This is a genomic window from Streptomyces sp. NPDC050732 (genome assembly GCF_040654255.1).
In the GTDB taxonomy this organism is placed as follows: Bacteria; Actinomycetota; Actinomycetes; order Streptomycetales; family Streptomycetaceae; genus Streptomyces.
The window spans coordinates 41,360-59,776 of sequence record NZ_JBFAHP010000001.1 but is presented as its reverse complement, the minus strand read 5'-3'; the positions used below and the strand labels follow the sequence as shown (position 1 = coordinate 59,776).

Below are 18,417 nucleotides of genomic sequence, written 5' to 3'. Positions count from 1 at the left end.
CCCAACAGGTGTTGGACGCCATCCGACACCCCCGACGAGGGTGGCCCCATGGCCCACAACCCCTACGCCCGTCTCTTCGCCATACCCGGCGCCACCGCCTTCACCGTCGGCAACCTCATCGCCCGCCTCCCCATGGGCATGTTCAGCGTGAGCGCCGTCATCATGATCTCCGGCGCCCGCGGTTCGTACGCCCTGGCCGGCGCCGTCACCGCGACCGGCCTCGCGGCGACCGCCGTCGTGGCGCCCTGGACGGCGCGGCTGGTCGACCGCCACGGGCAGGCGCGCGTCGCCGTGCCCGCCACCGTCGTCGCCGCGCTCGGCTCCCTCTCGCTGCTGCTGTGCGTACGCTACGGAGCGCCCGACTGGACGCTGTTCGCGTCGTACGCCGCCACCGCCACGACGCCCAACACGGGCGGCATGTCCCGGGCCCGCTGGGCGCACCTCCTCAAGGGCGACGCGCGGGCCGTGCACACCGCCAACTCCTTCGAGCAGGCCGCCGACGAGCTCTGTTTCATGCTCGGCCCCGTCCTCGCCGCCTTCCTGTGCGGCTCGCTCTTCCCGCAGGCGGGCACCCTCATCGGCGTGGTCCTGCTGCTCACCGGCGTGCTCGTGTTCGCCGGTCAGCGGGCGACGGAACCCCCGCCCCAGGGGCGTACGGACTCATCCTCCGGGATGACATCGCTGCTCCACGCGCGCGGGATGCCCGCTCTGCTGACCGGCTTCCTCGCCACCGGTGCCGTCTTCGGCTCCCTCGAAGTCGTCACGATCGCCTACGCGGACGCGCAGGGGCACAAGGCCGCCGCGGGCGTGGTCCTCGCCCTCCAGGCCGCGGGTTCCTGCGCGGCGGGCCTCGTCTACGGAGCCGTGAAACCGCGCGGCTCCCTCGGCCGCCGTCACCTGCTGTGCGCCGCGGCGATGGCGGCGCTGATGACGCTGCCGCTGCTCTCCGTAGTGGCCACCGGCTCGCTGATCGCCCTCTCCGGAGCGCTGCTCGTCGCCGGGATGGCGACGGCGCCCACGATGGTCACCGCCATGACGCTCGTCCAGCACCGCACCCCCGAGGGGCGGCTGAACGAGGGCATGACCCTCGCCGTGACCGGTCTCCTCGGGGGCATCGCCTGCGGCGCGGCAGGCGGCGGCTGGGCGGTGGAGCACCTGGGCACCGCCGCGGGTTACGGGGTGCCGGTCGCCGCCGCCTGCTGCGCCCTGCTGGTCAGCAGCGCACAGGCTTGCGCCACGAGCACTCCAGGTCGCCGCCGTCCCGCTCGGCCGCGCGCGTCGAACGCGGCGTGACCAGGACGGCCTCGTCCTCGGTGGAGGAGGCGAGGGTCACCATGATCGCGTCCTCGACGGGCTTCACGGAGGAGGCCAGGTGGTTGTTGAGGATGACGCTGAAGACCAGCTCGCGTCCGTCCTTGTCCTTGACGTAGCCGGAGAGGGCGGACGCTCCTGTCAGCGTTCCCGTCTTGGCGGTGACGTTGAGGGCCGCCGGAGTGCCGCACATCCGCGAGCGCAGGGTGCCGCCGACGGACTTGCCGGGGCCGCAGGCCACCGGAAGGGACGCGTGCCAGTCCGCGAACCACGGCTCGGCCTTCACCGAACGCAGCAGCTTGATGTACTGCTCCGCGGCGGCGTTGTCCTTGCGCGAGAGGCCGGAGCCGTCGACCTGGCGCAGCTTGCCCGGGTCGACACCGGCGGTCTTCAGATAGCCGTTGATCGCCGCGATGCCGTCGCCCCAACTCCCGGGCCGCCCGGTCGCCTTGTGGCCCATGGCCTTGGTGAGGCTCTCCGCGTGCATGTTGTTGGAGAGCTTCATGAACGGGACCATGAGGTCCTTGAGCGGCATGGAGGCGTGCGAGGCGAGCTGCCGGGCGCGCTTCGGTGTGGCGATGCCGGCCCTGGTCGGGCCGCTCACCCGCACGCCGTGGGCGGCGAGCGCGTCGCGGAAGACGGCGGCCGCGTACCCGGTGGGCTCCCAGACGGTGACCCACTCCTTGGTGGTGTCCCCGCCGACCGGGACGGTGCCGCTGACGGTGATGGTGTTGCTGCCGTGCTGCCGCTCCACGGCGACGGTGTCTGCGACGGTGGTCGCGCGCAGATCGATGTCTACGTAGTCGGTCTTCGGCACCACGCTGACGCGCGGCTTGTCCCCGGCCCGCGCCCCGGGCGCGACCTCGACGATCACCGTGCCGGTGTCGTAGTCGGTGTCGGGGGCGACGCTCAGGGCGCTGATCTGCGCGGCGTAGTACGCGGACTCGTCGTCGCCGCTCCACGCATCGCCGATGCGCTTGCTGTCGAAGCGGGTGTCGTCGGCGACCAGCCGTCCCGAGACCCGCCGGATCCCCGAGTCGGCGATCTTCGCGGCGAGTCGGTCGTAGTCCTTGGCGAGCGTCGTGGGGTCGCCTGTGCCGCGCAGGTACAGGTCTCCTTGGAGCACGGGGCCGCGCCGCGTTGCCGTGGAGAGGACGTCGGTGGTGAACCGGTGGCCGGGGCCGAGGAGTTCCATGGCCGCGGCCGAGGTGAGCAGCTTGGTGTTGGAGGCGGGCATCAGGCGCCCGCTGGAGCGGTGCTGGTACAGGACGTCGCCGGACGCGGAGTCGGCGACGACGACACTGGCGACGCCGCCCTCCATGCGCGGGTCGCCCAGGATGGTGTCGATGGCCTCGGGGAGCCCCGACCGGTCGGCGTCCGCCCCGGCCGGTGAGCCGACGGCGAGCCCGGCCGCCGCGACGGCGAGCACGGCGGGCCAGATCCAGTGGCGCATACGGATGGTGACGCGTCTCACGGGTCTACTCATGACCCCGGAGCATGACAGCCCCCGGGGCATGACAGAAGCCCCCTGGCCGGAGGGCCAGAGGGCTTCAGCCTCACATGGGAATTGTGGAGATGGCGGGAATCGAACCCGCGTCCAACGGTGCAGAATCAGGGCTTCTCCGTGTGCAGTTCGCTGCGATTTTCTCGGCCCCGGCGATCACGCGAACAAGTCGCCGACGGGCCCAGTCACTGTTTGATTTCCTCCTAGGTCCCGTGACCGGGCCTAGAAGTTTAGTTCCCTAGCTGATGCCAGGATCCGGGTCGGGAACAGCCCCGGGCTGACACTTCGCAAGTCGCTACTTAGGCAGCGAGGGCGAAGGAATCGCGCTTGGTGTTGGCGATTATTTTTTGCGACATATGGTTTACGAGATCATTGCCGCTTCCTCGACACGCTTCCCCTGCTTCGACATCCGCTGTCGAAACCGATCATCCCCATGTTGATTTTTCAAATGGACCATCCGAACCACCTCACAGTGGATCTTCGGTCCGTCCTGCCCCGTCACCGGCGGAGCAAGACCCATCGTACGTGACCAACGCACGACGGTGCCAGCCTATTCCGCGGACCTCGCGACCGGGGGCTAGCCGATCCCCTGGCGCCGCCGCACCGCCGAGATCGCGCGGTTGGTCTCACGGGTGTCCTGCTTCTCGCGGAGCGTCTGCCGCTTGTCGAACTCCTTCTTGCCCTTGGCCAGCGCGATCTCGACCTTGACCCGGCTGTCCTTGAAGTACAGGGCGAGGGGCACGATCGTGTGACCCGTCTCCTTGGACTTGGACTCCAGCTTGTCGATCTCGGCCCGGTGCAGCAGGAGCTTCCGCTTCCGCGTGGCGGAGTGGTTGGTCCAGGTGCCCTGCACGTACTCCGGGACGTGGATGTTGTGCAGCCAGGCCTCGCCGTGGTCGATGTGCACGAAGCCGTCCACCAGGGAGGCCCGGCCGAGACGCAGCGACTTGACCTCGGTGCCCATCAGCACCAGGCCGCACTCGTAGGTGTCCAGGATGTGGTAGTCGTGCCGCGCCTTCTTGTTCTGCGCGACCATCTTCCGGGCGGGGGCCTTCTCATTGGCCTTCGCGGCCTTGCGCTTTACCTTTTCCTTCGCCATAGTCCGGCCATTTTCGCACTACGAGGGGGGTCCGAGGCCAGTCAATACTGTCTCGGCCCGCTCCTCGGCCCGCTCGTCGGCCTCCAGGTCCGGGGTGATGCCCCGGCCGTCGACGGCCCGCCCCGAAGGGGTGCGGTAGTGGCCGACGGTCAGCTCGGCGACGGAGCCGTCGGGCAGGCGGCTCGGCATCTGGACCGCGCCCTTGCCGAAGGTCCTCGACCCCACCACGACCGCGCGGCCGCGGTCCTGGAGTGCGCCCGTGAGGAGCTCGGCCGCGCTCATCGTGCCGCCGTCGACGAGCGCGACCACGGGTCTGTCCGTGTCGCCGCCCCGCTCGGCGTGGAGCGCCTTCTCCTCACCCCGTACGTCATACGTCGCGACGAGGCCGCCGTCGACCAGCGCGGACGCGGCGGTGACCGCCTCCGACACGAGGCCTCCGGAGTTGCCACGCAGGTCGAGCATGATCCCCGCGTCCTCGGGGGCCTCGCGCACGGCGGTCCGCACGGCCTCTCCGGAGTCCTTGGTGAACGCCGCGACCTTGATCAGGACGGCGCCGCTGGGCAGCTCGCTGACCGTGACGGGGTCCGTGGAGAGGTGGGCCCTGCGCACCGTCTCGCGCCACGCGCGCGTGCCGCGCTCCACGCCGAGGGTCACCGGGGTGCCCGCGCGGTCGCCGCGCAGCAGGGCGAGGACCTCCGTGACGGGCCGGCCCGTCACGCGCTTGCCGTCGACGGTGCGCAGCCGGTCGCCCTCGCGGAGCCCGGCCCGGTCCGCCGGCCCGTCCCGCTGGACCCGGGAGACCTCGATGCGCCCGTCGGCCGCGCGCCGGGCCCACAGCCCGACGCCCGTGTACCCGCCGCCGAGGGCCTTCTCGAACTCCTGGTACTCCCCCGGCGAGTACACCGACCCCCAGCGGTCCCCGCTGCGGCTGACGGCCTCCTCGGCGGCCTTCGTGGCGGACTTCCCGTCGGCCATGGCCTCCGCGGCGGCGTCGGCGGCTTCCTCGGCGGTGTCTGCGGGGTCGCCGGGGCCGTCGGCGCGCTCCGAAGAGGCGAGCACGCCCGGACGTGCCGAAGGAGGAGGGGGATTTCGGCCGTCGTCCGCGGTGTCGCTCCAGGAGCCGGTGGCGGCGCCCGTGACGAGGACGCTCGCGAAGACCAATGTCAGGGTCGCCCCGCGGCGGATGCGGCGGGGCCGGGACAACCGGTCGGCGAACCGGACGAGGCCTGACATGACGGTGAGTCTAGGACAACGAAGGGCGCCGTACGGTTGGTTGAACCGTACGACGCCCTCACGCCCTGGCGGCTCTTGTCACACCTTCAGGTACTTGCGCAACGCGAAGAACGCGGCAAGCGCGGGCATCAGAAGGCCGATTGCGAGCACCAGCGGCAACTTGGCCAGGACCGCGTCCCAGCCGATGAAGTTGATCAGGTTGATCTTCTCGGACAGCTCAAGACCGTGGTCGATCATGAAGTACCGCCCGACCAGCAGCATTCCGCAGGCGACGGCTCCGCCGATGAGTCCCGCGACGGCGGCCTCCATGATGAACGGCATCTGGATGTAGAAGCTGGACGCGCCGACCAGCCGCATGATGCCGGTCTCGCGTCTGCGGCTGAACGCCGAGACGCGCACCGTGTTGACGATCAGCATCAGCGCGACGACGAGCATCAGCGCCATCACCGCCACGGCCGCCCAGTTCATGCCGTTCAACAGCCCGAAGAGGTTGTCGAGATAGCCCTTCTGGTCCTGCACGGACTGCACGCCGTCACGCCCGGAGAAGGCGGTCGCGACCACCTGGTACTTCTCCGGGTCCTTCAGCTTGATGCGGTACGACTCCTGCATCTGGTCCGGCGTCAGGGAGCTGGACAGCGGGGAGTCGCCGAACTGTTCCTTGTAGTGCTTGTACGCCTCGTCCGCCGACTCGTGCGTGACCTTGTCCACGACGGGCATCTTCTTCAGATCGCCGAGGATCTGGTCCTTCTGCTCGTTCGTGACGGCGCCCTTGGCGCACTTGGGGTCCTGCTCGGCGTCGGCCTTGTTGCAGAGGAAGATCGAGACGTTGACCTTGTCGTACCAGTAGCCCTTCATCGTGCTCACCTGGTCACGCATGAGCAGCGAACCGCCGAAGAGGGCGAGCGAAAGCGCTACGGAGACGATGACCGCGAAGGTCATCGTGAGATTCCGGCGGAGACCGACGCCGATCTCCGACAGGACGAACTGGGCGCGCATGGCGGCCTTTCAGTGGATCAGGTGGAACAGACAGCGGTCGGGCGAGACGGTGTCAGTGCTGGTAGCCGTAGACGCCGCGCGACTGGTCGCGCACGAGACGGCCCTTCTCCAGCTCGATGACCCGCTTGCGCATCTGGTCCACGATCTGCTGGTCGTGGGTGGCCATCACGACGGTCGTGCCGGTCCGGTTGATCCGGTCGAGCAGCTTCATGATGCCGACGGACGTCTGCGGGTCGAGGTTGCCGGTCGGCTCGTCGGCGATGAGGAGCTTGGGGCGGTTGACGAACGCGCGCGCGATCGCGACGCGTTGCTGCTCACCACCGGAGAGCTCGCCCGGCATCCGGTCCTCCTTGCCGCCGAGGCCCACGAGATCGAGGACCTGGGGCACGGACTTGCGGATCTCGCCGCGGGACTTGCCGATGACCTCCTGCGCGAAGGCGACGTTCTCGCCGACGGTCTTGTTGGGCAGCAAGCGGAAGTCCTGGAAGACGGTGCCCAGCTGGCGCCGCATGTGCGGCACCTTCCAGTTGGACAGGCGCGCGAGGTCCTTGCCGAGGACGTGCACCTGGCCGTGGCTGGTGCGCTCCTCGCGCAGGACGAGCCGCAGGAAAGTGGACTTTCCGGAGCCGGAGGATCCCACCAGGAAGACGAACTCGCCCTTCTCGATCTCCAGGGATACGTCCCTGAGCGCTGGGCGGGTCTGCTTCGGATAGGCCTTGGAGACGTTGTCGAATCGGATCACGGATGCACCACGGGTTGCCGGGGGTAGGTGAGCGTGACCATACGCGAAGCCGGTACGCGCGCGCAGTCGGCGTCCTGAGTTGCGCGGATTGTCACGGAAGTACGGGGCGGAAATCGTGGCGAAGGGGCGGGCCGCGCCGAAATCCGCGGAAGCTGGCACAGTGGTAGGGGGAACGATTGAGTTCCCCGTAGCGTTGGGCAGGCTGAGACTGTGCGGGAGGAGAAGCGCATGACCCTGGATCGGTTGGTATGCGCGAACTGCGCAGCGCCCGTGAATGAAGGCCGCTGCCCCGTGTGCCGGGCCAATCGCGAGCGTCTGCAGCAGGAAGGGCCCTTCGCCGGGCTCAATCCCGCGGCACTGATAGCGCTGCTCGTCGTGTTGATCGCGGCGGTCGTGCTGCTGGCGCAGCAGACCGCGTAGAGCGTCAGCCCCTGTGGGGGCGGCACAAGGCACAGGGCGAGTACGTCGAGTAGGGCGAGTCGGTCGAGTACGGAGCGTCACGACACGTACGCATGAAGAAGGGCCCGGAGCTTCACTGAGCTCCGGGCCCTTCTTTCACGCGTACGTGTCATTCACGCGTACGTGTCCGTACGTGCCGTACGGCTCGGCGTGGATCAGGCAGCCGCGCCGCGGTTGCCGACGAGGCGCGGCAGGACGCGGAAGCCGATGCCGCCGGCGATCATCGTCGCGGCGCCGATCAGCAGGAACGTGGTCTCGGCGGCGCCGGTCTCGGCCAGCTCGCCCTTGTCGGCCGCCGGCTGGGCGTTGTTGCCGCCCTGCTCGACCGGCTGGGAGCCGGTGTCGGTCAGGCTGTCCTTGCCCTTGCCCTGCTCGACGGGGACGGAGCCGCCGCCGTCGGGGCCGGCGTCGTTGCCGCCGTTGTCGCCGCCACCGCCGTTGCCGTGGCCGTTGTTGCCACCGTTGCCGTTGCCGTTCCCGTCACCCGGGTCGGTGGGGTCGGTGGTGGGGTCCTCGGTCGGGATCTCGGGGTCCGTGGGCTCCTCGGTCGGGATCTCCGGGTCCGTCGGCTCCTCGGTCGGCTCCGTGGGCTCCTCGGTGGGCTCCGGCGGGTCCGAGGGGTCCTCGGGGTCGCCCGGGGCCGGGTCGTCGGCCGGGTCCAGGTCCACGTCCACGCCCACGCCGCTCTCGTCGGCGTGAGCGCCGGCGCCCACCCCGCCGAGCTCGACACCGACGTCGAGGGCCGAGGCGGCACCCGCGGCGGTCAGCGAGGCACCGGCGGCGATCACCGCGCCGGCAGCTATTCGCGCGACACGGATCCGCGTCTTCTTCGTCATCTGGTTGCTACCCCCAGTAGCTGAATCGTCAGTGAGGCAGCGTCCGGGGCTGCGTTCGCCGGGGGCGTTCGATCAGCCATCAGCATCGGCCTTCGGCCCCCACGGATCCCACGCGCCCCAGAAATACGCACGCCGCGCGCTAGCCTTTCCACTTTTCACAGCAGCGTCAAGGTCGTTGCGGGCGCGATGTCCGAAATTGGGGGAGTTGACCGTCGTACGGACATCTGACTGTGACGCAAAAGGCAACTGCCGCCTCTGAGGCAGCAGTTGCCTTGTCGATAAAGCCGTTTCCGGTGGCTTTTACTTCTCCTGCTGCTTGCGCCAGCGAATTCCGGCCTCCAGGAAACCGTCGATCTCGCCGTTGAAAACGGACTCGGGGTTGCCGACCTCGAACTCCGTCCGCAGGTCCTTCACCATCTGGTACGGGTGCAGGACGTACGAACGCATCTGGTTGCCCCACGAGTTGCCGCCGTCGCCCTTGAGGGCGTTCATCTTCGCCTGCTCCTCCTGGCGGCGGCGCTCCAGGAGCTTCGCCTGGAGGACGTTCATCGCGGTCGCCTTGTTCTGGATCTGCGAGCGCTCGTTCTGGCAGGAGACGACGATGCCGGTCGGCAGGTGGGTCAGCCGGACCGCGGAGTCGGTGGTGTTGACGCCCTGGCCGCCGGGGCCCGAGGAGCGGTACACGTCGACGCGCAGCTCGCTCTCGTCGATCTCGATGTGGTCGGTCTGCTCGACGACCGGGAGGATCTCGACGCCGGCGAAGGAGGTCTGGCGGCGGCCCTGGTTGTCGAAGGGCGAGATGCGCACGAGGCGGTGGGTGCCCTGCTCGACGGAGAGCGTCCCGTACGCGTACGGGACGTTGACGGCGAAGGTGGTCGACTTGATGCCGGCCTCTTCCGCGTACGACGTCTCGTAGAGCTCTGTCTTGTAGCCGTGGCGCTCGGCCCAGCGCAGGTACATGCGCTGGAGCTTCTCGGCGAAGTCGGAGGCGTCGACGCCGCCGGCCTCCGCGCGGATGGTGACGACGGCCTCACGGGCGTCGTACTCCCCGGAGAGGAGGGTCCTGACCTCCATCTCGTCCAGCGCCTTCTTGACGGCGGTGAGCTCGGACTCGGCCTCGGCACGGGTGTCCGAGTCGTCCTCCTCCTCGGCCATCTCGAAGAGCACGCTGAGGTCGTCGATGCGCCCACGGAGCGCCTCGGCCTTCCGCACCTCCGCCTGGAGGTGGCTCAGCTTGCTGGTGATCTTCTGCGCCGCATCCGGGTCGTCCCACAGGGACGGCGCGGCCGCCTGCTCCTCAAGCACGGCGATATCGGCCCTCATGCTGTCGAGGTCCAGGACGGCCTCGATCGACTCCATGGTCGAGGAGAGGGACTTGAGCTCTTCGGATACATCGACGACTGCCACGACTCCAGCGTAACGGCTGCGGCAAGCGCCCCGGTCCGGGGCGGGGCTCGCGAGGCTCTGTGGCGGTGAGGTCTCTTGTCGGCCTGCCGCCTGTGGGGCGGTGCCTGGACCGCCGCTTCGCGGCGGATGCTTCCCACCCACCCGTTTACCCCGCACCGCACGGTGCCGTAGGGGCTTGGGGGCTCTACGGGGCCGGAGGTGCTGAGTTTCCGCTGTCCGTGGGGGGTGTGTCGGCGGCGTCGCTGTTGGTGGCCGCCCAGGTGCCGATGCCTGCTGCGGCGATCAGGACCGCTCCTGCCACGCCCAGGGTGATCCTGCGGCGGCGGGTCGAGGAGCGGTGCTTGGCGGAGCCGGGGCGGGCGGCGCCTGCGGCGCGGGGGGCGCGGGCCGTGCCGCGGGCGCCGCCGGCCAGCTCGTCGGGGCCGGGCACCCGCATGGACGTGTGGGTGTCGCGGTTGGAGTCGGCGGAGGCCGAGCCGGGGACGAGGGGGACGGCGCCCCGCCGGGGAGCCGTCTCACGGGGCTCGGGGGTGGACGGGGAGGCGGAGGCGGAGTTCTCGTAGGCCTCCTCGGCCTGCTCCGACTCCGTGTCCGGTTCGTCGACGTCCAGCGGCGGCATGCCCGCGACCAGCGGAAGCAGCTCCCGCAGGCGCGTCGCCAGCTCGGAGGCGCGCAGCCGGGACGCGGGCGCCTTGGCCAGGCACTGGACGAGGAGCTGCCAGAGCTCCTCGGGGATGCCGGGGAGCGGGACCACCGTCTCGGTGACGTGGCGGCGCAGCACCGCGCCGGGGTGGCCGCCGCCGAAGGGGGTGAAGCCGGCGAGAAGTTCGTAGAGGACCGTGGCGAGGGCGTAGATGTCGACGGCCGCGCGCGGGGGCAGGCCCTCGACGATCTCGGGGGCGAGGTAGTCCGGCGTACCGATGATCTTCGTCGCGCGGGTCCTGCGCGGGGAGTCGATCAGCTTGGCGACGCCGAAGTCCGTGAGGAGGGCGGGGTGCGCGCCGCCGGGGCCGAGGGGGCCCTGCATGTCCAGGAGGACGTTCTCGGGCTTGACGTCGCGGTGGACGATGCCCGCGGCGTGCGCGGCGGCAAGGCCGTCGGCGACGTCCGCGACGATGGCGACGGCGGCCTCGGGGGCCATGCGCCGCTCACGCTCCAGGCGGGTGCGCAGGTCCGTGCCGCGGACGAGGTCCATGACGAGGGCGAGGTCGTTGCCGTCGACGACCAGGTCGTGGACGCCCACCACGCGCGCGTGGTCGAGGCTGAGCAGCGCCGTGCGCTCCTGGACGAAGCGGCCGACGAGTTCCTGGTCGGACGCCAGGTCCTCGCGCAGCAGCTTGATGGCGACGGGGCCCTCGGGGCCCTCGCCCAGCCACACCGTGCCGGCGCTGCCACGGCCCAGGATCTGGTGGGCGGTGTACCGGCTGCCGATCTTGCGCGTCAAGACTGCTCCTACGGATGCGTGTTGGCGACAAAACTACGCGGCCTTGCCGCCAACCTTCACTCCGGGAGCGGATTTCACCCTGCAGATGTCGACAAATCCACAGAGCCGCCCGAGCGCGCGCTACTTGCCGCCGATCTTGCCCATCCAGTCGCTGACCGTGTTGTACCAGTCCGTCAGCTGCTCCCAGTACCCCTTCGTCGTACCGATCCAGTCCTGGAGAGGGCTGAACTCCCAGACCAGCCAGCTCGCCACGAAGAGGATGACGATCGTGAACAGGCAGCCCTTGAGGCAGCCGAGGCCCGGGATCTTCATCGGGTTGGCGCTGCGCTGCCTGGGCTGACGCGGTTCGCGCGGCTCCCGGGCGGGACGCGGGGCGGGCTGCTGGGGCTGCGGCGCCTGCGGGGGCGCGGCGTACTGCTGAGGCTGGTGCTGGGGCTGGTGCGGCGCGGGCGCGTACTGCTGCGGGCGCTGCTGGCGCTGCCCGCGCGGCTGCTGCGGCGCGTACTGCTGGGGGTGCTGCTGCGGCTGCTGCTGGGGCCGGGCGACCTGGCGCTGGGGGCGGCGGCGCAGCGGGTCCTGCTCGGGGTCCAGGTAGGCCTGGTACTGGGTCTGTTCGTTGCGGTCGCGGGCCGCGGCCATCTGGCTCTGCCAGGGGTGCGGGTCGTTCGGGTCCGTCCCCGGGCCGTTCGGCGGGACGGGCGGCATGACCGCGGTCGGGTCGGCGTTGCCGCCGCGGTTGTTCGGCAGCACGGAGGTCGGGTCGGCGTCCGGGGAGCCGGGGGTGTGGCCGCCGGTGCTCTGCATGACGCTGGTCGCGGCATTCGGATCGTACGAACCCGCGTTGCTCGGCAGCACCTGTGTGGGGTCGGCCGCGCCCGGGGTCCCCGGCACGTGCGCCGGCGACGGGTCCGGCATGAGGAGCGCGCCCACACCCTCCGCGGCGGCGATCTGCGCCGGGGTGGAGTGCACGCCGACACCCTCGGCGACGGCGCGCAGGCCGCGGGCGAGGTTCTCGGCGCTGGGGCGGCGGTCCGGGTTCTTGTCGAGGCAGCGCTCGATGACCGTCCACAGCGGGTCGGGGACGGTCGAGGGGCGGCGCGGCTCGGCGCTGAGGTGCTGGTGCAGGACTTCGAGGGCGGAGCCGCCGGAGAACGGCGGGCGGCCGGTGACGAGCTCGTACAGCAGGATGCCCGCGCCGTAGATGTCCACGGCGCTGGTCTGCGGGCGGCCCTCGGCGGACTCCGGCGCGACGTACGCGGGCGTGCCGACGAATTCGTGGGTGCGGGTCAGGCCCGGGGAGTCCGCGAGGCGTGCGATGCCGAAGTCGGTGAGCATCGGGTGCATGCCCTGGGCGTCCTGCTTGAGCAGGACGTTCGCCGGCTTCAGGTCGCGGTGCACGACGCCGTCGGCGTGGCTCGCGGCCAGCGCGTCGGCGATCTGGGCGGTCAGCAGGGCCGCCGCGACCGGCGTGAACGGGCCGTTCTCGCGGAGGTAGCGGTGCAGGTCGGGGCCGTCCACCAGGTCCATGACCAGGGCGAGGAGGTCACCCTCGACGACCAGGTCACGCGTGCGGACGATGTTCTCGTGCGTGAGCCTGAGCAGGACGGACCGCTCCCTGAGGAAGCGCATCACGACGTCCGCGTCGTTGGCGAGCTCTTCCTTGAGGACCTTGATCGCGACGGTCTCGCCGGGCTGGCCGGGAACGGCCGCCTCGGCGCCCGCGGTCTCCCGCTGGCGGGCTCGCCAGACGGTGCCCGTGGCGCCGCGCCCGAGCGGCTCCTCGAGCAGGTACTTGCTGCCTACCGGCCGCACGTCATGCGCTCCCTGCTGGTCTCGCTGGTCCCGTCCGGACGGTGGTCCTGCCCGGGGGTCTGTCCGAAGGTGACACGAAGGTGTTCCGAGATGTTCCGACCCACTGTAGTGCCGCCGAACAGGGCACCGGCCGGTCGGATTCCTCTCGGCCTTTTCCTTCCGGGGCTTTCCGGATCGCTGTTCGGTGGAAAGACGCTCGCCCGTGGCCATTGGTTGCCGAGTGGTTCCGGATCGACCTTCTTCGAGGAACCTCCGAGGAACCTCCGCGGTTGTGCGCAACGGTCCAAGCAGGCACTTTTCCGAGCAGAGCCGACCAATCAAGATCACTTACAGGTGGCCGCCGGGCGTGTTGTCAGTGGCAGGTGCGAGGATGCCTCCAGTACTGGCCGACGTGCCCGTGTGCGGTGGGGGGAATCACAGCGCGTGTCCCCGTGCCGGGCGCCCAGCGCAGAAGGGACCGCTGACGGCGATGCAGATCCGGCTGACCGTCCTCGGGCCGCGCAGCGGCCAGCCCGAGCAGCAAGGCCGCCCCCCGGCGGCGACCGGGGCGCACGGCGCGTGTGACGTCCTGGTCACCGCCCCCGCGGGGACCGCGCTCGCCGCGGTGGTCTCGGGTCTCGCCACGACCGTGGCGGGCAGCGAGGCCCCCCTCGTGCTGTTCGCGGGCCCGGACCGCCTCGACGCCCAGCGCTGCACGCTCGGCGAGCCCCCTTTGATCGACGGCGCGGTGCTCTCGCTGGGCGCCCCCGCCGAGCCGGGTCCCGAACTGACCGGCGCAGCCGCCCAGTTGCACGTGGTGGCGGGACCGGACGCGGGCGGCGTCCACCTGCTGCACGGCGGCCAGATCCGGGTGGGCCGCTCCGCGGAGGCGGACGTGCCGCTGGACGACCCGGACGTCTCCCGGCTGCACTGCGCGGTCACGCTCGACCCGGACGGCCGCGTCACGGTCGCGGACCTCCGCTCGACGAACGGCACGGCGGTGGACGGCAGGGAGATCACCGACCGCCCGGTCCGGCTCTCCCCCGGCTCCCTGCTGCGCATCGGCGAGTCCGCGCTCCGCCTGACGGACGGCAGGGGCGGCCCGGTGCCCGGCGCGGGCACCACGCTCACGACGGCCCCGGACGGCGAGGGCCACGTGCGCGTGCGCCCCGCCGCGGCCCCGCCGCCCACGCTCGGCGGGCCGGCCCCCGCCGCCGCCGCCACCCACCACGCGTACGGCTCGGCGGGCTGGGGCGCCGCGGGCGGCACGGGGGCGTACGGCACGCAGGGGACGTACGAGAACCGGCCGACCTACGAGAACCAGTCGGCGTACGAGAACGGTCCGGCGTACGGGAGCCGGCCGACGTACGGGAACCAGCCGGCGTACGAGAACCGGCCGACGCCCGGGTACGGCGCGCACGGGACGCACAGCGGGCCCCCCGGCCCTGCGTGCCCCGGCACGCCCGTCGTGCCGCAGCAGGGCGGCATGCCCGACGCCGAGCGGACCCGCACCGGGACGGCCGGCACCACCGGCACCACTGGGACACCCGGGACACCCGGCACACCCGGCACACCCGCGCGCGGGACGACCGTGCCGCGCGGCCTGCGCAAGCGCGGCGGCCTCTCCGCCTGGGCCCGCAAACTGACCGGCGGCCGGACACCCGAGGGACCCGACGAGTACGACGTGTACGACGGCACGGACGGCACGGACGGCCCCGGGGAGTACGAGGGCCACGACGGGCGGCACGAGGCGTATGCCGACGGCGGCCACGGCGGCCGGAGCGGGCCCGGCGGCGGACCGCTGGAGCTCTCCCCGGAGGACCTCGCCATAACCGCCGCCGCCCGTACGCCCGAGTCGTGGCCGGATCCCGCCACCCTGCTGCTCACCGCGCTCGGTCCAGGGCCCCGCCTCTGGGAGCGCGGTCCGGACCACCCCGAGGCGCTCGCGGTGCGGCTCGGCACGGTCGACAGGACCCTGCCGGGCGCCGACGGGCGCGACGAGCTGCTGCCCGCCGTGCCCGTCACGGTCGGCCTGCGGGAGGCCGGCTCGCTGGGCCTCGCCGGGCCCAGGGACCGGCTGACCGGCCTGGCGAGGGCGGTCGTCGCCCAGCTCGCCGCGCTGCACTCGCCCGACTCCCTGGAGATCGTGCTGATCAGCACGGACCGGGCGCGCCCCACGGCCGAGCGCACCGCCGAGTGGGCCTGGCTCGGCTGGCTGCCCCACCTGCGGCCCACCCACGGCCAGGACTGCCGCCTCCTCCTCGCCTACGACCGCGACCAGGCGACGGCCCGCACGGACGAGCTGGTCCGGCGCCTCGACGACCGCATCGCCGACGGCGGCGCGTACGGCACAGACGGCGTGGAGACCGGTGCCCGCACGGTCGTCGTCGTCGACGGCGACCCCGGGTCCGCCGCCCTGCGCGAGGCCACCGTCCGCCTCGCCGACGAGGGGGCGCGCGCCGGGATCCACATCGTGTGCCTCGCCGAGACGGTGGCGGCCTCACCGGCGTCCCCGGTCCTCGATACGTACGAAGCGGCCTGCGCGGTGTCGCCGGCCTTCCGCGCGTGCGGTGCCGCCGCGCTGCTCAGCGGTGACGTGGCGACGGCGCTGCGGCTGATGCGGACGGCGGGCGGACGCCCCGCGGGGCACGGCACCGTCGCCGCCGTGGACGCCGTGTCGGCGGCCTGGGCCGAGCGGTTCGCGCGGGCGCTCGCCCCGCTGCGGACGGACGGCACGGCCGGCGCGGGCCACGCGCGCGTGTCCGCGCCGCTGCCTCAGGCGGCCCGGCTGCTCGACGAGCTGGGGCTCGCCAGGGCCACCCCCGCCTCTCTGATGGCGCGGTGGGCGGCGGCGGCCGACGACCCCGAGGCGCTCGGCGGGCGCGCCGTGGCGGTGCTCGGCGCGGGGCCGCGCGGGCCCGTCGTCGCGGACCTCGCCGCCGACGGGCCGCATCTGCTCGTGGAGGGCCCCGCGGGCAGCGGGCGTACGGAGCTGCTGCGCTCCGTCGCCGCCTCGCTGGCCGCCGCCGAGCGCCCCGACCGGCTCGGCATCGTGCTGGTCGACGGGCGGAACGGTGTCGGCGCGGTCGGCGCGGCCGGTGCCGCGGGACGGCAGGGGGCGGGGCTCGGTGTCTGTACGGACCTGCCGCACGTCACCACGCATTTGGTGGCCAACGACCCGGTCCGCATGCGGGAGTTCGCCCAGTCCCTGGCCGCCGAGCTGAAGCGCAGGGCCGAGCTGCTCGGGAGGCTCGGGTTCACCGAGTGGCACACGCAGCGGGAGGTGTCGGGGCGGATGGTCACGCAGCGCTCGCAGTCGTCCAAGACCGCAGCCGCGTCGTCCGTGGGCTCTTCCGCCACCTCTTCCGCGGCCTCCGCGGCGGCTTCCGGAGTGGCGCAGGGGCTCGACGGCGACCTCGATCCGCCGCCCAGTGCCACGATGCGGCTGCGGCCCGCCGCGGCGCGGCAGCGGGTGGAGCCTGGGCCGCCGCTGCCCCGGCTCGTGGTCCTCGTCGACGACTTCGACGCGCTGCTCTCCCCCGCGCTCGGCTCCCCCGGGCGGCCCGCCGCCGGTTCGGTCGTCCGCGCGCTGGAGGCCGTGGCGCGGGACGGGGAGCGGCTCGGGGTGCATCTCGTGGCGACCACGGGACGCAGCGAGCGGATGCCGGAGACGGAGCTGGGGCAGCGGGCGTCGCTGCGGGTGGTCCTCGACGCGGTCGCCTCGGGCCCGGAGGAGCCCGCGCCGGGGCGGGGTGAGCTGCGCTCCCCGGACGGGCGGGCCACGGCCTTCCAGGCGGGTCGGGTGACGGGACGGATTCCCCGTACGGCGACGTTGCGGCCCACGGTGGTTCCGCTGGAGTGGGAGCGGATGGGGGACCCGCCGGCCCGGCGGCCCGTGCGGGAGCTGGGGAACGGGCCGACGGATCTGGCCCTGCTGGCCAGTGCGCTGGAGCGGGCCGCGCGGTCCGTCTCGGCGGACCAGGTGCCGTCGTTGCTGTGAGACCCCACAACGGGACGGGCCCGTCTGCGCACGCGGGAAGCCTGGACGCCTCCTAAACCTCATGACGCCACGTCACAAGGCCATTACGATCAACGAGTTGACAGCGCAGGCCATCTTGCCGCCCCTCCCCGCGCGGGCGTAGACCAGACCGCACGGGACTCGCCAGGGAAGAGAACGGGGCAGTGATGCGCAGCACTCTTCGTACACGCAGGGCACCGCTACATCGGCGTACCACCGCCAAGATCGCCTCAGCCGTCGTCGCGAGCGCGCTCGCTCTCACCGTCACCGCGTGCGGCGGTGACGACAGCGATGACGGTGAGAAGGACCCCGGCGCCAAGGACACCGGGAGCGCGCTCCGACTGCCGAAGCTGGACGGGGAGAACGTCTCCGTGGCCGCCGTGTGGGGCGGCGCGGAGCGCAAGGTGTTCCTGAAGGTCCTGGACGAGTTCGAGAAGCGGACGGGCGCCAAGGTCTCCTTCGTGCCGGCGCAGGACCCCATCATCAGCTTCCTGGAGTCGAAGGTGGCGGGCGGGGCGCCGCCGGACGTCGCGATGCTGCCGCAGGTCGGCGCGATCGAGCAGGCCGTGGCGAACAAGTGGGCGAAGCCGGTCGGGCCCGAGGCCCAGAAGCAGCTCGACAAGAACTACGCCAAGGGCTGGCAGGATCTCGGAGCCGTCGACGGCAAGCAGTACGGCGTGTACTTCAAGGCGGCCAACAAGTCGCTGATCTGGTACAACACGCTCGTCTTCGAGAACGCGGGCGTCAAGGCGCCCAAGACCTGGGACGAGTTCATGGAGGTCTCCCAGACCGTCTACGACTCCGGTGTGCCGCCGGTGTCGGTGGCGGGCGCCGAGGCGTGGACGCTCACCGACTGGTTCGAGAACATCTACCTCTCGCAGGCGGGTCCGGAGAAGTACGACCAGCTCGCCCAGCACGAGATCAAGTGGACGGACCCGTCCGTCAAGGACGCGCTGACCACGCTCGGTGAGCTGTTCGGGAAGAAGGGCTTCGTGGCGGGCGGCGCGGACGGCGCGCTGCAGACCGAGTTCCCGGCGTCCGTGAAGCAGACCTTCCGGGGCGGCGACCAGCCCAAGGCGGGCATGGTCTTCGAGGGCGACATGGTGTCCCTCGCCATCTCGGAGACGAAGGCGAAGGTGGGGACGGACGCCAAGGTGTTCCCCTTCCCCGCGGTCGGTGACGAGTCCCCCGCCGTGGTCGGCGGCGACGCCGCGGTCGCGCTGAAGGACAGCAAGGGCGCGCAGGCGTTGCTGACGTTCCTGGGCTCGCCCGACGCGGCGAAGATCTGGGCGGAGGCGGGCGGCTTCATCTCGCCGAACAAGAACCTCGACATGTCGGCGTATCCGAACGACGTGCAGCGGGGCATCGCCGAGGCGCTGATCGAGGCCGGTGACGACATCCGCTTCGACATGTCCGACCAGGCCCCGCAGTCCTTCGGCGGCACGCCGGGCAAGGGCGAGTGGAAGGCGCTGCAGGACTTCCTGAAGAACCCGAAGGACGTCGCCGGCACGCAGAAGGTCCTGGAGACGGCCGCCGCCAAGGCCTACAAGGACTGACGCGGTGACGTCCGCGAACGC

Annotated in this window: 13 protein-coding genes and 1 other RNA gene; 4 read left to right on the top strand and 10 right to left on the bottom strand. The window is 71.8% G+C overall.

Features of this window, described 5'->3' with window-relative positions; genetic code table 11:
• Window positions 1-48 precede the first annotated feature (48 nt).
• Entirely contained in the window at window positions 49-1,293 is a 1,245-nt protein-coding gene (locus AB0H82_RS00195; protein WP_362987099.1) for an MFS transporter, read from the top strand.
• On the opposite strand, the gene dacB is transcribed toward AB0H82_RS00195, so the two are convergent.
• From dacB to ftsE, 6 genes are all read right to left on the bottom strand, one after another.
• Window positions 1,214-2,797, bottom strand: a complete 1,584-nt coding sequence (dacB, locus tag AB0H82_RS00190; RefSeq protein WP_362987097.1) for a D-alanyl-D-alanine carboxypeptidase/D-alanyl-D-alanine-endopeptidase — start codon at window positions 2,795-2,797, stop codon at window positions 1,214-1,216. The two genes, AB0H82_RS00195 and dacB, sit on opposite strands and share 80 nt — an antisense overlap.
• A gap of 81 nt (window positions 2,798-2,878) precedes the next feature.
• Window positions 2,879-3,248: a transfer-messenger RNA gene (gene ssrA, locus AB0H82_RS00185) on the bottom strand.
• 144 nt (window positions 3,249-3,392) lie between these two features.
• Window positions 3,393-3,914: an SsrA-binding protein SmpB gene (gene smpB, locus AB0H82_RS00180; protein WP_362987095.1), complete on the bottom strand. Its 522-nt coding sequence runs from the start codon at window positions 3,912-3,914 to the stop codon at window positions 3,393-3,395.
• Window positions 3,915-3,932: 18 nt separating this feature from the next.
• On the bottom strand, window positions 3,933-5,147 hold the full coding sequence (locus tag AB0H82_RS00175; RefSeq protein ID WP_362987093.1) for a S41 family peptidase: 1,215 nt from the start codon (window positions 5,145-5,147) through the stop codon (window positions 3,933-3,935).
• 78 nt (window positions 5,148-5,225) lie between these two features.
• Entirely contained in the window at window positions 5,226-6,143 is a 918-nt protein-coding gene (gene ftsX / locus AB0H82_RS00170; protein WP_362987091.1) for a permease-like cell division protein FtsX, read from the bottom strand.
• A gap of 52 nt (window positions 6,144-6,195) precedes the next feature.
• Window positions 6,196-6,885, bottom strand: coding sequence for a cell division ATP-binding protein FtsE (gene ftsE / locus AB0H82_RS00165; protein ID WP_055569411.1), 690 nt, complete (start codon window positions 6,883-6,885; stop codon window positions 6,196-6,198).
• A 228-nt stretch (window positions 6,886-7,113) separates the two neighbouring features.
• On the opposite strand from ftsE, the gene AB0H82_RS00160 reads away from it, so the two are divergent.
• Complete coding sequence (locus tag AB0H82_RS00160; protein WP_362987089.1) at window positions 7,114-7,305, top strand: hypothetical protein; 192 nt, start codon at window positions 7,114-7,116, stop codon at window positions 7,303-7,305.
• 194 nt (window positions 7,306-7,499) lie between these two features.
• Here the strand turns inward: AB0H82_RS00160 and AB0H82_RS00155 are convergent, their stop codons facing one another.
• From AB0H82_RS00155 to AB0H82_RS00140, 4 genes are all read right to left on the bottom strand, one after another.
• Window positions 7,500-8,180 carry an LPXTG cell wall anchor domain-containing protein gene (locus AB0H82_RS00155; protein ID WP_362987086.1) on the bottom strand — a complete coding sequence of 227 codons (681 nt, stop codon included), beginning with the start codon at window positions 8,178-8,180 and terminating at the stop codon, window positions 7,500-7,502.
• Between the two features lie 300 nt (window positions 8,181-8,480).
• The gene (gene prfB / locus AB0H82_RS00150; RefSeq protein ID WP_362987084.1) at window positions 8,481-9,587 is read right to left on the bottom strand and encodes a peptide chain release factor 2; all 1,107 of its coding nucleotides are present in this window, start codon (window positions 9,585-9,587) and stop codon (window positions 8,481-8,483) included.
• Window positions 9,588-9,771: 184 nt separating this feature from the next.
• Window positions 9,772-11,031: a serine/threonine-protein kinase gene (locus AB0H82_RS00145; RefSeq protein WP_362987082.1), complete on the bottom strand. Its 1,260-nt coding sequence runs from the start codon at window positions 11,029-11,031 to the stop codon at window positions 9,772-9,774.
• A gap of 120 nt (window positions 11,032-11,151) precedes the next feature.
• Window positions 11,152-12,843: a protein kinase gene (locus tag AB0H82_RS00140; protein WP_362987080.1), complete on the bottom strand. Its 1,692-nt coding sequence runs from the start codon at window positions 12,841-12,843 to the stop codon at window positions 11,152-11,154.
• A 469-nt stretch (window positions 12,844-13,312) separates the two neighbouring features.
• Here AB0H82_RS00140 and AB0H82_RS00135 point away from each other — a divergent pair, with 469 nt between their 5' ends.
• On the top strand, window positions 13,313-16,822 hold the full coding sequence (locus AB0H82_RS00135) for an FHA domain-containing protein (protein ID WP_362987078.1): 3,510 nt from the start codon (window positions 13,313-13,315) through the stop codon (window positions 16,820-16,822).
• Between the two features lie 185 nt (window positions 16,823-17,007).
• A complete protein-coding gene (locus tag AB0H82_RS00130) occupies window positions 17,008-18,396 on the top strand; it encodes an ABC transporter substrate-binding protein (RefSeq protein ID WP_362987076.1) in 1,389 nt (462 codons plus the stop codon).
• Window positions 18,397-18,417 lie beyond the last annotated feature (21 nt).

Bases quoted from the DNA above. Each gene is read 5' to 3' on its own strand.
- AB0H82_RS00160 (WP_362987089.1), top strand. From the start codon at position 7,114: ATGACCCTGGATCGGTTGGTATGCGCGAACTGCGCAGCGCCCGTGAAT.
- AB0H82_RS00175 (WP_362987093.1), bottom strand. From the start codon at position 5,147: ATGTCAGGCCTCGTCCGGTTCGCCGACCGGTTGTCCCGGCCCCGCCGC.
- ftsX (WP_362987091.1), bottom strand. From the start codon at position 6,143: ATGCGCGCCCAGTTCGTCCTGTCGGAGATCGGCGTCGGTCTCCGCCGG.
- AB0H82_RS00155 (WP_362987086.1), bottom strand. From the start codon at position 8,180: ATGACGAAGAAGACGCGGATCCGTGTCGCGCGAATAGCTGCCGGCGCG.
- AB0H82_RS00135 (WP_362987078.1), top strand. From the start codon at position 13,313: ATGCAGATCCGGCTGACCGTCCTCGGGCCGCGCAGCGGCCAGCCCGAG.
- AB0H82_RS00130 (WP_362987076.1), top strand. From the start codon at position 17,008: ATGCGCAGCACTCTTCGTACACGCAGGGCACCGCTACATCGGCGTACC.
- AB0H82_RS00195 (WP_362987099.1), top strand. From the start codon at position 49: ATGGCCCACAACCCCTACGCCCGTCTCTTCGCCATACCCGGCGCCACC.
- smpB (WP_362987095.1), bottom strand. From the start codon at position 3,914: ATGGCGAAGGAAAAGGTAAAGCGCAAGGCCGCGAAGGCCAATGAGAAG.
- dacB (WP_362987097.1), bottom strand. From the start codon at position 2,797: ATGAGTAGACCCGTGAGACGCGTCACCATCCGTATGCGCCACTGGATC.